The 14,820-nt window shown below is 72.9% G+C and carries 10 protein-coding genes; 3 read left to right on the top strand and 7 right to left on the bottom strand.

Annotated features, from left to right (window positions below; translation table 11 throughout):
- Positions 1-1,406, bottom strand: a 1,406-nt coding sequence (locus ACFW6P_RS05500; RefSeq protein ID WP_386422999.1) for an ATP-dependent helicase, incomplete at its 3' end; no start/stop codon positions are given.
- Positions 1,407-1,806: 400 nt separating this feature from the next.
- Positions 1,807-2,196 (bottom strand): MGMT family protein, encoded by a 390-nt coding sequence (locus tag ACFW6P_RS05495; RefSeq protein WP_386355484.1) that lies wholly within the window; start codon positions 2,194-2,196, stop codon positions 1,807-1,809.
- Between the two features lie 186 nt (positions 2,197-2,382).
- On the opposite strand from ACFW6P_RS05495, the gene ACFW6P_RS05490 reads away from it, so the two are divergent.
- The 3 genes from ACFW6P_RS05490 (at position 2,383) to ACFW6P_RS05480 (ending at position 8,389) form a co-directional block, all read left to right on the top strand.
- Entirely contained in the window at positions 2,383-5,112 is a 2,730-nt protein-coding gene (locus ACFW6P_RS05490) for a lysylphosphatidylglycerol synthase domain-containing protein (RefSeq protein WP_386355482.1), read from the top strand.
- A gap of 121 nt (positions 5,113-5,233) precedes the next feature.
- On the top strand, positions 5,234-6,781 hold the full coding sequence (locus tag ACFW6P_RS05485) for an alpha/beta hydrolase (RefSeq protein WP_386355479.1): 1,548 nt from the start codon (positions 5,234-5,236) through the stop codon (positions 6,779-6,781).
- A gap of 135 nt (positions 6,782-6,916) precedes the next feature.
- Positions 6,917-8,389 carry an alpha/beta hydrolase gene (locus ACFW6P_RS05480; protein WP_386422998.1) on the top strand — a complete coding sequence of 491 codons (1,473 nt, stop codon included), beginning with the start codon at positions 6,917-6,919 and terminating at the stop codon, positions 8,387-8,389.
- Positions 8,390-8,460: 71 nt separating this feature from the next.
- Here ACFW6P_RS05480 and moeZ read toward each other — a convergent pair whose 3' ends face one another.
- From moeZ to ACFW6P_RS05455, 5 genes are all read right to left on the bottom strand, one after another.
- Positions 8,461-9,639, bottom strand: a complete 1,179-nt coding sequence (gene moeZ, locus ACFW6P_RS05475) for an adenylyltransferase/sulfurtransferase MoeZ (protein WP_386355474.1) — start codon at positions 9,637-9,639, stop codon at positions 8,461-8,463.
- Positions 9,640-9,702: 63 nt separating this feature from the next.
- Positions 9,703-10,452: a spherulation-specific family 4 protein gene (locus ACFW6P_RS05470; RefSeq protein WP_386422996.1), complete on the bottom strand. Its 750-nt coding sequence runs from the start codon at positions 10,450-10,452 to the stop codon at positions 9,703-9,705.
- Positions 10,440-11,399, bottom strand: a complete 960-nt coding sequence (locus ACFW6P_RS05465; protein ID WP_386422994.1) for an NAD-dependent epimerase/dehydratase family protein — start codon at positions 11,397-11,399, stop codon at positions 10,440-10,442. The genes ACFW6P_RS05470 and ACFW6P_RS05465 overlap by 13 nt, the downstream gene beginning before the upstream one ends.
- 114 nt (positions 11,400-11,513) lie before the next feature.
- The gene (locus ACFW6P_RS05460) at positions 11,514-12,893 is read right to left on the bottom strand and encodes a hypothetical protein (RefSeq protein ID WP_386422992.1); all 1,380 of its coding nucleotides are present in this window, start codon (positions 12,891-12,893) and stop codon (positions 11,514-11,516) included.
- Complete coding sequence (locus ACFW6P_RS05455; protein WP_386355464.1) at positions 12,890-14,713, bottom strand: DUF3492 domain-containing protein; 1,824 nt, start codon at positions 14,711-14,713, stop codon at positions 12,890-12,892. Before ACFW6P_RS05455 ends, ACFW6P_RS05460 begins: the two co-directional genes overlap by 4 nt.
- Between the last annotated feature and the right edge of the window lie 107 nt (positions 14,714-14,820).

Below are 14,820 nucleotides of genomic sequence, written 5' to 3'. Positions count from 1 at the left end.
GCCGTTCCATGCCCAGGATGTACCGCCTCTGCCGTCCCGGGCCCGTAAGGCCCCGTCTGCGCCGTCCCAGGCTCGGGAGATACCGCCTCTGCCGTCCCAGCCCCGGCAGGCCCCGCCTGTGCCGTCCGTGGCCCGGAAGGTCCCGACTCCGCCGCGGCCACCGCACGCAACGCCGTCAGCAACGGTGCCACCGCCGGTTCGTGCCGCAGCGGCAGGTCGTCGCCGTCGACGTGCACCGGGACGCCCGCCGCCGTGAGCGCCCGGCGCAACGTCGGGATCGTGCGGGAGCCGGCCCGCACCAGCACCGCCATCTCACCCCACGGAACCCCGTCTTCCAGATGGGCCCGGCGGAGGATGTCGGCGATGTTGTCCAGCTCCGTCCCGGTCGTCGGGAAGGTGTACGCCTCGACACGGCCGCCGTCCCGCACCGCGGCGAGCTCGCGGTGGGCGCGCACCTTCTCGGCGGGCAGCCGGGTCAGCGGCATGCGCTGGGTCAGCAGCCGGGTGGCGGCCAGCAGCGCGGCGCCGGAGCGGCGGGAGGTGCGCAGCACCGCGACGGGCGCCGGGCGGCCGTCCGCGCGCGGGAAGGAGTAGGGGAACTCCAGGATGCCGTTCACGTCCGCCCCGCGGAACGCGTAGATCGACTGGTCCGGGTCCCCGAACGCCACGAGGGTGCGCCCGCCGCCGGCCAGCGCGTGCAGCAGCCGCACCTGGGCGGGATCGGTGTCCTGGTACTCGTCGACGTAGACGGCGTCGTACCGGTCGGCGAGCCGTGCGGCGACCTCGGGGCGGCGGGCGAGCAGCACGGCGCGGTGGACGAGTTCCGCGTAGTCGATCACGCCGTGAAGATCGAGCACGTCGAGGTACTCGGCGAGGAAGGCGGCCGCGGCCCGCCAGTCGGGGCGTCCCGTGCGGCGGGCGAAGGCGTCGAGGGCGTCGGGGCCGAGGCCCAGTTCCCTGCTGCGGGCGAGGACCGCGCGGACCTCGTCGGCGAAGCCGCGGGTGGTCAGGCAGGCGCGCAGGTCATCCGGCCAGCGGACGTGCGCGAGCCCGAGCCGCTCCAGGTCCACCTGGCCCGCGAGGAGTTCCCGTACGGAGACGTCCTGCTCGGGGCCGGACAGCAGCCGCAGCGGCTCCACGAAGAGGTCGCTGTCCTGGTGGGCGCGGATCAGGGCGTAGCAGAACGAGTGGAACGTGGTCGCCATGGGAGCGCGGGCCGCGCCGGTGCGCAGGGCCATGCGGTCGCGCAGCTCCACGGCTGCCTTGCGGCTGAAGGTGAGGACGAGGACGCGCTCGGGGTCCCCGCCGCGCTCGAGGCGCTCGGCCACGGACTCCACGAGCGTGGTGGTCTTGCCGGTGCCCGGACCTGCGAGGACGAGCAGCGGTCCGCCGGAGTGGTCAACCACGGAACGCTGTGAGGCGTCCAGAAGAGGGGGGTTCTCTCGGGCGGGAGGGGTACGTACCAGTCGGTAAGCGCCATGGCTCCCCTGCCGCGCCCGGGAGTGCGGCGGGCCGCTGATGGAGGAAGTGGAGCTCACGTGGTTCGCCGGTCCTGGTGGATGTGCTGGTTGGCGGGCCCTCGCGCGCGTGGCGAGCGGTGACCGCGGTATGACGGGGACACTCCCGGCCGACGCTGCGTCGACGACCGAGGCGGAAGGAGGGCTTCCTTTTCTTCCCGCAGGTCACTCTTGGCACACGTGGCGCTCATGCTCCTCGCCTCTCGAACGTACGTCATGGCGGCGGTGTGCCCCGATTCCCCCGTCCGGATCACGGGTCACACGGCAGGCCGCCCGATGGCCGAAGCTGTCAAGTGTGACCTACCGCGCGTTCGCCGCCGTCCCACCGCGCCCGTCTCATGTCGATGCGCGGCAGGTGGTCCTCGGCGGCCCGGCTCGCCTCCTTCAGGGGCGTGCCCTCGTCGCGGTAGTGGCCGAGCGCCCGCTGTTCGTGGCCCGGGAGCAGGACGCCGTCCGCGCGGACGACACGCCACCACGGGACGGCTCCCCCGTAGAGCGCCATGACCCGGCCCACCTGGCGTGGCCCGCCCTCGTCCAGCCACTCGGCGACGTCCCCGTAGGTCATGACCCGCCCCGGCGGGATCAGTTCGGCGACGTCGAGGACCCGCTCGGCGTAGGCGGGCAGCGCTTCCGCGCGCTCCTCCCCGGACCGGCCCCCCTCAGGGCTCTGCTCACTCATCCGCCCCATCCTGCCCCACACCACCGACAGAGGGACGTGCGTGCTCCGGAGCGTTTCCCCCACCCGGCCGGAGCGTGTCAGGCAGACTGTCCGCCCCCGCATGTGCACCCTGATGCCCCCGTGTGTCGGTGTGGCATGCCACCATCGTGCGGGCGGTGACCGGTGATACGAGACCAAGAAGAGACGATGAAGCAGCAGGGCGCGCACCCCGAGGACACGGAGGGCACCCCTGACGCTGCGTCGCGCCCGGACACCGGGAACCGCGGCCGCAAGGGGCCCGGCAAGAAGGCCCGGCAGGCCCCCGAGGAGCCCGCCGTCGCGCACATCGACGCGGTGGACGGCGACGAACCGCTGCTCCCCGCGCGCGTGCACCGTCCCTCGGACCTCATGCGGCTGTTGGTGGGTGTGCTCGCCATCGCGGTACTCATCGGGATCGCCGCCTTCGCGCACGGGACCACCTCGGGCCTCGAACAGGACATCAACAAGGGCACCGGGCAGGCGCCCGACCTGCTCATCAAGATCGCGGGCCTGGCCTCCAGCATCGCCATCCTGCTGGTGCCGGTGGCCTTCGCGATCGAGCGGCTGATCAAACGGGACGGGCTCAGGATCGCCGACGGCGTCCTCGCGGCCGTCCTCGCGCACGGGGTGACGCTCGCCACAGACCTGTGGGTCGCCCGGGCCGCCCCCCACTCCATCCAGGAGGCGCTCACCCAGCCCTCCCCCGGCGACGTCCACGCGCTGACCGACCCCGTGCACGGCTATCTGGCCCCGGTCATCGCGTACATGACCGCCGTCGGCATGTCACGCAGACCGCGATGGCGTGCGGTGCTGTGGGTCGTGCTGCTGCTCGACGCCTTCTCGATGCTCGTCACCGGGTACACCACCCCGTTCTCGATCATCCTGACGGTGCTGATCGGCTGGACCGTGGCCTACGGCACGCTCTACGCGGTCGGCTCCCCCAACGTCCGGCCCACCGGCCAGACGCTGATGGCGGGCCTCAGGACGGTCGGCTTCAGGCCGGTCAGCGCGTCCCGCGAGGACACCTCGGACCAGCCGGACACCGGCGACCGCGGCCGGCGGTACTTCGTCACCCTGGAGGACGGCCCGCCGCTGGACGTGACGGTCGTCGACCGGGAGCAGCAGGCGCAGGGCTTCTTCTACCGCGCCTGGCGCAACCTGACCCTGCGCGGCTTCGCCACCCGCAGCAGCCTCCAGTCCCTGCGGCAGGGCCTGGAGCAGGAGGCACTGCTGGCGTACGCGGCCATCGCGGCCGGCGCCAACGCGCCCAAGCTGATCGCCACCTCCGAGCTCGGCCCCGACGCGGTGATGCTCGTCTACGAGCACACCGGCGGCCGCACCCTCGACTCCCTGCCGGACGAGGAGATCACCGACGACCTGCTGCGGGACACCTGGCACCAGGTGAAGGCCCTGCAGTCCCGGCGCATCGCGCACCGCAGGCTGGTGGGCGACGCGATCCTGGTGGATCGTTCCGGCACGGTGATCCTCACCGACCTGCGCGTCGGCGAGATCGCGGCCGGCGATCTGCTGCTGCGCATGGACATCTCCCAGCTGCTGGTGACCCTCGGCCTGCGGGTGGGCGCCGAGCGGGCGGTGGCCTCGGCCGTCGGCGTGCTCGGCCCGGACGCGGTGGCGGGCTGTCTGCCGATGCTCCAGCCGATCGCGCTCAGCCGCTCCACGCGCGCGACGCTGCGCAAACTGGCCAGGGAGCGCGCCCAGCGCGAGCGCGAGGCGGTGCTGGATGCGTCCCAGCAGGCCAAGCAGGCCCGCCTCCAGGAGGACGCTGAGAAAGCCGTACCGGTCCCGGACAAGCCCGACAAGAAGGCTGTGCGGGCGGAGCAGCGCGCCGAGAAGCGGGCGATCGACGAGGCCTTGGAGGAGGCGCGCGAGGAGGACCTGCTCACGCAGATCCGCCACCAGGTGCTGCGCATCCGGCCGCAGGCACCGGTCGAGCCGGCCCGGCTGGAGCGGGTGCGCCCGCGCACGCTGATCAGTTTCATCGCCGGCGCGATCGGCGCGTACTTCCTGCTGACGCAGCTCACGCACATCGAGTTCGGGCCGCTCATCGCCAACGCCGAGTGGGGCTGGGTCGCCGCGGCCGTGCTGTTCTCTATGGGCAGCTACTTCGCGGCGGCGATGGCCCTGCTGGGGTTCGTGCCCGAGCGGGTGCCGTTCCTGCGGACCGTGGCGGCGCAGGTCGCCGGGTCCTTCGTGAAGATCGTCGCCCCGGCGGCCGTGGGCGGAGTCGCCCTCAACACGCGCTTCCTGCAGCGCGCGGGCGTGCGGCCGGGGCTCGCGGTGGCGAGTGTGGGCGCGTCCCAGCTGTTCGGGCTCGGCTGCCACATCCTGATGCTGCTGGCCTTCGGCTATCTGACCGGTACGGAGAAGACGCCGTCGCTGTCGCCGTCCCGGACGGTCATCGCCGGACTGCTGACGGTGGCGGTACTCGTGCTGGTGGTGACCTCCGTGCCCTTCCTGCGGAAGTTCGTCGTCACGCGCGTGCGCTCGCTGTTCGCCGGTGTCGTGCCGCGCATGCTGGACGTGCTCCAGCGACCGCAGAAGCTGGTCACCGGCATCGGCGGCATGCTGCTGCTGACCGCCTGCTTCGTGATGTGCCTGGACGCGTCGATCCGCGCCTTCGGCGACGAGTCCACCTCGATCAGCCTCGCCAGCGTCGCCGTCGTGTTCCTCGCGGGCAACGCGCTGGGCTCCGCGGCGCCGACGCCAGGAGGTGTGGGCGCGGTCGAGGCGACTCTGACGGTCGGTCTGATCGCCGTGGGGCTGCCCAAGGAGGTCGCGGCACCGGCTGTCCTGCTGTTCCGCCTGCTGACGCTGTGGCTGCCCGTGCTGCCGGGCTGGCTGGCCTTCAACCACCTCACGCGCAAGCAGGCCCTCTGACCGCCGGGCCCGCCGGGGGTTCCCACCGCAGGTGAGGGAGCCCTTGCCCACCACCCGTCCCTGCTCCCTCATACGGCACCCGTCCCGAGCGCCCCGCCCGGCGCAGCCGCAGGATGGAACCATGCCCGCCCTGCTCCGGCTGCGCGCCGCCGCCCTGACCGCCACCGCCGTGCTGCTGTCTTCCGTGCTGGCGGGATGCGGTGGTGACGGCGCCGAGGACCGGGACCTCACGCGCCAGGACCTGGACTGGAAGGCGTGCCCGGCTCCGGACGAGGCCCAGGGCGGAGGCGCCCCGCCCTCGCCGATGCCGGACGACGGGGAATGGGAGTGCGCCACCATGAAGGCGCCGCTCGACTGGGGCGACCCGAAGGGCGACACGATCGGCCTGGAGCTGATCCGGGTCAGGACCACGGGCACAGCGAGCGAGCGCATCGGCTCGCTGATCTTCAACTTCGGCGGCCCCGGCGGCTCGGGCGTCACCGCACTGCCCGCCTTCGCGGAAGGCTACGGGACCCTGCGCACCCATTACGACCTGGTCAGCTTCGACCCCCGCGGCGTCGGCCGCAGCGCGCCCGTGATCTGTGAGAACGACCAGCAGCTCGACGCGTACTTCCAGCAGGACGCCACCCCCGACGACGCCGCCGAGCGCACCGAGCTGCTGGACAACACCAAGGAGTTCAACGACGCCTGCGAGCGGAACTCCGAGAGGATGCTGCCCCACGTGCGCACCACCGACGCGGCCCGCGACATGGACCTGATGCGCCAGGTGCTCGGCGACGACAAGCTGTACTACTTCGGCATCTCCTACGGCACCGAACTCGGCGGCGTCTACGCCCACCTCTTCCCCCAGCACGTCGGGCGGGCCGTGTTCGACGCAGTCGTCGACCCCACGGAGAACGCCGAACAGGGCTCGCTCGGACAGGCCGAGGGCTTCCAGCTCGCACTCGACAACTTCGCCGAGGACTGCGTGTCGAAGACCGAGGAGTGTCCCATCGGCACCAGCGCGCAGGACGTGAAGGACCGTATCGCCAAGCTGCTCGCCGACCTCGACCGCAGGCCCATCCCGGGCATCTTCCCCCGGCAGCTGACCCAGACCGCCGCGACGAGCGGCATCGCGCAGGCCCTGTACTCGAAGGACTTCTGGGAGTTCCTCACCGAGGGCCTGCAGGAGGCGTACGACGGCAACGGCCAGACCCTGATGCTGCTGTCCGACTCGATGAACGGGCGCAGCGAGAACGGCGAGTACAGCAACATCGCCGCCGCCAACGCCGCCGTCAACTGCGCCGACGACAAAGCCCGCTACGACACCGCCTACGTGGAGGGGAAGCTCCCCGAGTTCCGGGCCGCGTCCCCCGTGTTCGGCGACTACCTGGCCTGGAGCATGGTCAGCTGCACCGACTGGGCCGTGCCGGGCGCCGCCGATCACCCGGACGTGAGCGCCCGGGACGCCCCGCCGATCCTGGTCATCGGCAACACCGGCGACCCGGCCACGCCCTACGAGGGGGCGCGGGCGATGGTGGAGGCCCTGGGCAAGGGCGTCGGGGTCGAGCTGACGTACCGGGGGCAGGGGCACGGCGCCTACGACAGCCAGAACACGTGCGTGCAGGGCGCCGTGAACGGCTATCTGCTGGACGGGAAGGTGCCTCCGGCAGGGACCGTCTGCACCTGAGCCTGGCACAGGTCCCGACAAAACCGCAGGTCAAATGGTTATCCACAGGCTGGAACGGCCGCCGGGGAATCTGCCTACCATGGCCTGACCGCCATCCGCAGCACGAAGCGGACGGCCTGCGAGGGGGGATGGGCAATGACGCGCTTCGTACGGTGGACCGCTCTGGCGGCCACCTCGGCCCTGCTGGCCGCCGGCTGCGGCACCGGCTCGTCGGCGGACGACGGCAAGGGCTCTCTCTCCTGGGGCCGCTGCAAGGCCACCGCCGACGGGCCCGCCCCGGGCAGCGAATGGCAGTGCGCGACCCTGAAGGTGCCGCTGGACTGGTCGAAGCCGGACGGCGAGAAGATCGGGCTGGCGCTGATCCGCGCCACGGCCCGCGGCGGCGACCGCGCCGGCTCGCTGGTGTTCAACTTCGGCGGGCCGGGCGCCTCGGGCTTGTCCATGATGCCGTCGTACGCCCCGACCGTCTCGCGCCTGCGTGAGCGGTACGACCTGGTGAGCTGGGACCCGCGCGGGGTGGGCGCCAGCGAGGGGGTGCGCTGCCGCGGCGACAGGGAGATCCAGGCGGCCGAGACGGTCGACGTCACCCCGGACACCCCCGCCGAGGAGAAGGCCTACTTCGCTGACGCCGCCGCGTTCGGCAAGGGCTGCCAGAAGGACGCCGGAAAACTGATGGCGCACGTCTCGACCGCCGACTCGGCCCGCGACATGGACCGCATCCGGCAGGCTCTCGGCGACCAGAGGATGCACTACTTCGGCATCTCCTACGGCACCGAACTGGGCGGCACCTACGCCCACCTGTTCCCCGAGAAGGTCGGGCGGATGACGCTGGACGCGGTCGTCGACCCGGCCGCCGACACCGTCGGCCACGCCCGGAACCAGGCCCGGGGCTTCCAGCGCGCGCTGGACAACTACCTGAAGTCCACCAGTCAGGACCCCCGGACGGGCACCCGGAAGATCGTGGACCTGCTGCGGCGGATCGACGCCCGGCCCTTGCCGACGGGCGCTGCGGGGCGCGAGCTGACCCAGACGCTCGCGGTCACCGGCATCATCCTGCCCCTGTACGGCAAGGACAGCTGGCCGACGCTGACCAGCGCCCTCGATGCGGCCGAGCGCGGGGACGGCTCGGAGCTGCTCGCCCTCGCCGACGGCTACAACGAACGTGACGCGTCGGGCCGCTACGGCACGACCACCCACTCGCAACGGGTCATATCGTGCCTGGACGACCGGCAGCGGCCGACGGCGGCCGAGACGAGGAAGCTGCTGCCGGAGTTCGAGCGGATCTCCCCGGCCTTCGGGACGTTCCTCGGCTGGGACACAGCCGGCTGGTGCCACGACTGGCCGGTGCCGGGACAGCACGACACACCGGAGGTGAGCGCACCCGGCGCGGCGCCGATCCTGGTGGTGGGCAACACCGGCGACCCGGCCACCCCGTACGAGGGCGCCCGGAGGATGGCCGACGAGCTGGGCAAGGGTGTCGGAGTGATGCTCACCTGGCGGGGCGAGGGACACGGTGCCTACGGCAGTGGGAGCGACTGCGTCGACTCCACGGTGAACGCGTACCTGCTGAACGGCTCGGTGCCGGAGGACGGCAAGGTCTGCTCCTGACGACGGCGGGGGCCCCGCGCAACCGTGATGCGCGAGACCCCCGCCGCTGGAAGCGTCAGGCCGGATCCGGCTCAGTACACCGGCTTGCTCGGCTCGATCTGGTTGACCCAGCCGATCACGCCGCCGCCGACATGGACCGCGTCCGAGAAGCCCGCGGACTTCAGGACCGCGAGGACTTCCGCACTGCGGACACCCGTCTTGCAGTGCAAGACGATCTTCTTGTCCTGCGACAGGCCCTCCAGGGCGGTGCCCATGAGGAACTCGTTCTTCGGGATGAGCCGGGCGCCCGGGATGGAGACGATCTCGTACTCGTTCGGCTCGCGGACGTCGATGATGTCGATGTCCTCGCCGTCGTCGATCCACTCCTTGAGCTGCTTCGGAGTGATCGTGGAGTCGGCGGCCGCCGCCTGCGCCTCCTCGGACACGACGCCGCAGAAGGCCTCGTAGTCGATGAGCTCGGTGACGGTCGGGTTCTCGCCGCAGACCGCGCAGTCGGGGTCCTTGCGGACCTTGACCTGGCGGTACTGCATCTCCAGGGCGTCGTAGATCATCAGGCGGCCGACCAGCGGCTCACCGATGCCGGCGAGGAGCTTGATGGCCTCGTTGACCTGGATGGAGCCGATGGAGGCGCACAGCACGCCGAGCACACCGCCCTCGGCGCAGGAGGGGACCATGCCGGGGGGCGGGGGCTCCGGGTACAGGCACCGGTAGCACGGGCCGTGCTCGGACCAGAAGACGGAGGCCTGGCCGTCGAAGCGGTAGATCGAACCCCACACGTACGGCTTGTTCAGCAGCACGCAGGCGTCGTTGACCAGGTAGCGGGTCGCGAAGTTGTCCGTGCCGTCGACGATCAGGTCGTACTGGCTGAAGATGTCCATCACGTTGTCGGCCTCGAGCCGCTCCTCGTGAAGGATCACGTTCACGTACGGGTTGATGCCCTTGACGCTGTCGCGGGCGGACTCCGCCTTGGGGCGGCCGATGTCGGCCTGGCTGTGGATGATCTGACGCTGCAGGTTCGACTCGTCGACCTCGTCGAACTCCACGATGCCGAGGGTGCCGACGCCCGCGGCTGCCAGGTACATCAGCGCCGGCGAGCCCAGGCCGCCGGCGCCCACACAGAGCACCTTGGCGTTCTTCAGCCGCTTCTGCCCGTCCATCCCGACGTCGGGGATGATCAGGTGGCGGGAGTACCTGCGGACCTCGTCTACGGTGAGCTCGGCAGCCGGCTCGACCAGGGGTGGCAACGACACGGGGACTCCGTTGGTCGGTCAATCACTACGGTTGTTCTCCCCGCAACACTGCCATGGGCTTTTTCATTCCGAGACACCTGTTCCGACCCTCGAGACGAATTCGTCCCAGTAGCCGGGCATGGTCTCCCAGGGGTCGGCGCGGCCGCCGCCGTCCGTGCGGTCGGTGAGCCAGATCGTCGCGGCGCCCTGCCGGCGGGCGATGCGCAGCGCCTCGTCCAGCTGAGGGCGGGGCACACCATGGACGAAGTGGCAGAAGCGCTCGGGCGGATGGTGGGTGGTCCAGTCGGCGACCTGCGACCAGCGGTAGTCGTTCCACGGCCCGGAGAAGGTGACCACCTGGTCCGCGAGGCGGGCGTAGTCCGGGTGGGGGTGGATGCCGTGCGCGAGCACGATGTGGGCGTCGTCACGGACGACGCGGAGCGAGGCCACCGCGCGGCGCACCTCGGACAGCCCGGTGTGGTCCGCCGGGCAGCGCTCCAGGATGAAGCCGTCGACCTGGTACCAGTCGACGAAGCGGTGGGCGTCCGAGATCAGGTCGCCGGGGTTCCGGGTGCCGTAGCGGCTGTCGAGGTGACCGAGGACGCGGACGCCCGCGTTGCGCAGGCGGTCGGCCGCCTCCAGGCAGTGCGGGTCGGGGCGACTGCCGGGGCCGTCGGCCACGTTGAGGACCACCCAGTGCAGCGGTACGCCGGGGCGGGTGAGTGCGCCCCACTCGGTGGGGGCGAGGAGGGGATGCGCGTAGCCGGGGACACCGACGCCCGGGCGGAGCTCCGTGCTCGGCGTGCGGGACCGTGTGCTGGTCAGATACGGCATGCCGCCTCCATCCAGATGTCCGCGAGTGACTCCTCCAGGCCGATACGGGGCCGCCAGCCGAGCCGGTCGCGCGCGGTGCGCACATCGGCCTGCTGCCAGCTGCCGCAGCCGTCCGGGTACGGATACGCGACCGGGGGCGCGTGGTCCGGGTCGGGGCGGGGGTGGCCGATGGCCGGGCGCAGGACACCGGGCGGGCCGTCGAGTTCGTGGAGGGCGCCGCCGTATCCGGCCACACGGGCGAGGACCGCGGCGGCGTCGCGCAGACGCACGGCGCGGCCGGAGCCGATGTTGATGACGCCCTGCGCGGCGGAGAGCGAGGCGGCATGGACGGCGCGGGCCACGTCGCGGACGTCGACGAAGTCGCGCTGGGCGCCGAGGCCGCCCAGTTTCAGCTCGCCGTCGCCGGACTGCATGGCGCGGCGCATGGCCTCGGCGAGGCGGCCCAGCGGGGAGCCGGCGGGGGTGCCGGGCCCTGCCGGGGAGAAGATGCGCAGCACGACGGCGTCCAGGCCGGAGCCGAGGACCAGTTCGGTGGCGGCGAGCTTGCTGACGCCGTACGGGCCGCCGGGGCGGGGCACGGCGTCCTCGGCCGTGGAGGAGCCGTGCTGGCTCGGGCCGTACTCCGCGCTGCACCCGATCTGCACCAGGCGGGCGCCGCAGCCGCTGCGGCGCAGGGCCTCGCAGACGGTGGCGACGGCGACGGTGTTGTGGCGGGTGAGTTCGCGGGCGCCGCCACGGGTGGCGCCCGCGCAGTTGACGACGACGCCGGGGTGGACCGCGTCGAGGAAGCGGGTGAGGGCACCGGGACTGCCGGACGCGAGGTCGAAGCGAACGTCGGCGTCGTCGCCACGGCCGAGTGCGGTGAGCTGGACGGCGGGGTCGGCGAGGAGACGGTCGGCGACGAAACGCCCGATGTAGCCGTTGGCTCCGATCAGCAGGGCTCTCATCGTGCGGCTCCCGGGGCGGCTGGGGCTCCTGGGCGGGTGGTCATGCGGTTCTCCTTGGGACGGAAGGGACGGTGGAGCGGGTGCCTTCGGCGGTGGGGCCGCCGTCCGGGGCGGTCACCGTGAGGGCTCCTGTGGTGCGTGGGCCGAGGCCCGGGTGATCTTGCGGGTCGCGTGGACCAGGAGGGTCATGGCCCCGGCCGCGCAGGCGAGGGTGGGGACGGCGCCGGTGCCCCAGGCGGTGACGAGGGTGTCGACGGGCGTGGCGAGGAAGCCGCAGCCGGGGAGGCGGGAGGCGAAGACCGAGGCGAGGGCGGCCGCCTGGAGGGCGGCGGTGGCGCCGAGTACCACGGCCGGGGCGTAGGTGAAGCCGTGGACGGTGAGGAGGCGGGCCAGGAAGAGCAGGGCGCCGAGGTTCAGGGTCTCCGCGTAGGGCGCGGGCTCGTCGAGGACCGTGGCGCTGAGGGCGAGCAGGGCCGTGAGGGCGGCAAGGAAGAGGGCGAAGGTGCCGAGCAGGAGCGGTCGTACGGCGGCGGCGAAGTCCTCCAGGCCCCGGCTGGAGGCGAGTCGGCGGCGGGCGCGTGCGGTGAGGAGGTGGGCGAGCCAGGCCGCGGGCGCGCAGACCGAGGTGAGGGCGAGGACCGGGGCGGCGGTGAGCGGCCACGGGCCGTCCGCGGTGCCGGTGGGCAGGGCGTCGGGGCCTCCGGTGACGGCGCTGTGGAGCAGGCCGTCACCCAGCAGGGAGTAGCCGGCGAGCCAGAAAACCCACGGGGCGGTCCGGCCCGGTGCCGCTCCCGGCCGGGGTCCGGGCCGGACCGCGTCGGTCCTGCTCAGGGGTCCTCGGCGCAGGGCCCCACGGAGGGCCAGGACCACGGCACACAGGCCCGCCGAGGCCGCGAGGAGGCGTGAGCGGCCGTCGGTGAGCTGGACGGCGGCCACGGCGCCGGCGCACAGCACGCCCGGCAGAAGGGTGAGAAGGACCCAGCCGGCACGCACACCGGGCGCGTCAGCCGGGGCGGGCGCGTCCGCGTCCGCGTCCTGGGAGGCGCGGGCGTACATCTCCTCGGCCAGCGAGAAGACGTCCCGGTGGCGGAAACGGGCGGCGGCGCGGTCGGTGATGCCGTGGGCTTCCAGGCCCGCCGCGATCTCGAGGGGGTCGACGGCGCGCGCGCACAGGTCACGGTGACGGTGCATCAGCGCCTTCACGGGGTCGGCGGTACCGCGGCCAGGGGCGGGCAACGTGCGGTCGGTGAGGGGTCGGCGGCTCGCGGACGCGGCACGGTCGGAGGCGGGCGGCGGGCTCGCCGACGAGCCGCGGTCGGGGCCCGGCGGGTTCGGCTCCGCCTCCGATAAGGCCTGCTCCTCAGGGCCCGGTTCCTGCTTGAGCGACGCGTCACCGAGCGCCTGATCTCCGTCGGTGTTCCACACGCCCGGACCGGCCGGGGTGCCCGGACCGGCCGGGGTACCCGGGTAGCCCAGTTCTCCGAGGTCTCTCATCGCGCTCTCTCCGGGGCGGGGACGGGAGTGGTGGCGCGCACGGGGCTGCCCGCGGCCCAGCTGGGAACGCTGCGGGCGGTGAGGCCCGGCGACGAGGTGTTCCACGGGACCGGCACCTGCGCCTCGGCGGGAACCGCGAAGGGCAGCGGCTCGCCGGCCCCGTCGAGGAGGACCCGGCGGACGGGCACACGCGAGACGATCTTCAGGTAGATGCCGTGGAACGCCTCGATGTTTCGCTCGACCGTGAACAGTTCGAGGGCCCTGGCCCGAGCCGCTGCGCCCAGGCGTGCACGGCGCTCGGGGTCGCGCAGCAGCGCCACGCACGCGTCGGCGAGCGCCCGGGGGTTGCGGGGCGGGACGACGAGTCCCGTGCCGCCGATGACCTCGACGACGGCGCCGACGTCCGTGGACACCGTCGCGCGCCCGCTGAGCATGGCCTCGACGAGGCTGATCGGGAAGCCTTCGACCACGCTGGACAGCACGGTCACGGCGCCCGAGGCGTAGGCGTCGGCGGTGAACGGGAGGTCCGGTCCGCCGATCTCCTCGAAGGACACCGGGTTGTCGCCGGGGGTGTGCGGGCCCTCGGTCTCCTCTGCCTCGTCGGGGAAGAGCTGGGCGGCCAGTGCCCTGCAGTGGGCGAGGTAGGCCGCGCCCTCGGGGCCGGCCGGGGACCCGACGATGCGCAGGCGCGTCCCGGGCTGCTGGGCCCGGACCTCCGAGAAGGCGTGCAGGAGGGAGACCAGGTCCTTGGCGGGCTCGACCCGCCCGACCCACACGAGCGCGCCAGGGTCGGCACACTCCGGCGTCTCGCCCACCTCCGCGTAGGGCCGGGCGTCCATGCCGGGGTAGACCGTGCGCAGCTTCGCGCGGTCGGCGCCGCAGCGCTCCTGCCAGCGACGGGCATGGGTGTTGCCGGCGGTGACGACCTCGGCCCGGGCGTAGGCCTCGGCCGCGAGCCGGCCGTGGAAGGCCGCGAGCAGGGACCGAACGGCGGGCGGAGCGCCGGGGGCGGTGAGGTAGTGCGACCGTAGGCGCACGCCGTACTCGGTCACCAGCAGGGGCACGCCGTTGAAGTGGCGGGCCAGCAGCCCGGGCAGCACGGCCGTGCCGCCGGACGCGGCGTGGCAGAGGTCGACGGCACCGAGCCCGCCGTCCTCGTACCAGTCGAGCCCGAGGGGGTGCAGGGCGCGCTCCAGGGAGGCGGCGACGGTGAGCAGATCGGGGACGCGCGCCTCGCGCGCGGCACGGTGAGCGCCGGGCGCACGACAGGCGCCTTCCAGTGTGCGCACGGCAGCCTCGGAGCGCAGGGCTCCCGCCAGGCCGCCCTCCTCGCGGGCGAGTGCGGCGAGCCCGTACAGAGCGTTGGCGAAACGGTCCGCCTCAGCGCTCGACGCACCGGCGGAAGCAGCCCCGGAAGGAACCTCGCCAACGTCACCCAGGGCATCCTCGGACACTGCCCCGGAAGGCCCCCCGGCAGGAGCCGACGCACCCTCGTGGGGCCCCCCGGCAAAGGTCGACGCGCCCCCGGACGTCCCGCACAGCACCCCGGCCAGTTCCCCGAAGCATTCCGCGAACCGCCGTCGCGCCCGGCGGCCCGGCAGCGCTCCGTCGTCCTCGGCCAGCCACGGCGAAGCGGTCCGCACCCGGCGCACGTTCGGAGGCAGCGGGATCCAGCCCTCGTCCTCCTGACGCTCGCTGCGGCTGAACGCGTAGACGTCGAACTCGTGTTGCCCGAGCCCGCGCACCAACCGGTCGCACCAGAGCCTGGCGTCACCGCTCACATACGGATAGCCACCCTCCGTAAGCAGTCCGATGCGCACGTGTGCACTCCCGATCTCCCGTATGAGGAGCCGCCGTTGCCCGGCGGCTCACAGCGGGACGAACGTAAGCGGGCAAGGCGGTGGTGCGACGGACGGTTGTCCGTCGC

Origin of the sequence: Streptomyces sp. NPDC058741 (assembly GCF_042746715.1) — a bacterium.
Lineage (GTDB): Bacteria > Actinomycetota > Actinomycetes > Streptomycetales > Streptomycetaceae > Streptomyces.
This window is presented reverse-complemented; position numbering and strand designations above follow the sequence as displayed.

Excerpts from the sequence above, each read along its gene's own strand:
- ACFW6P_RS05495 (WP_386355484.1), bottom strand. The coding sequence starts at position 2,196 with ATGAGTGAGCAGAGCCCTGAGGGGGGCCGGTCCGGGGAGGAGCGCGCG.
- ACFW6P_RS05490 (WP_386355482.1), top strand. The coding sequence starts at position 2,383 with ATGAAGCAGCAGGGCGCGCACCCCGAGGACACGGAGGGCACCCCTGAC.
- ACFW6P_RS05485 (WP_386355479.1), top strand. The coding sequence starts at position 5,234 with ATGCCCGCCCTGCTCCGGCTGCGCGCCGCCGCCCTGACCGCCACCGCC.
- ACFW6P_RS05480 (WP_386422998.1), top strand. The coding sequence starts at position 6,917 with ATGACGCGCTTCGTACGGTGGACCGCTCTGGCGGCCACCTCGGCCCTG.
- ACFW6P_RS05470 (WP_386422996.1), bottom strand. The coding sequence starts at position 10,452 with ATGCCGTATCTGACCAGCACACGGTCCCGCACGCCGAGCACGGAGCTC.
- ACFW6P_RS05465 (WP_386422994.1), bottom strand. The coding sequence starts at position 11,399 with ATGAGAGCCCTGCTGATCGGAGCCAACGGCTACATCGGGCGTTTCGTC.
- ACFW6P_RS05460 (WP_386422992.1), bottom strand. The coding sequence starts at position 12,893 with ATGAGAGACCTCGGAGAACTGGGCTACCCGGGTACCCCGGCCGGTCCG.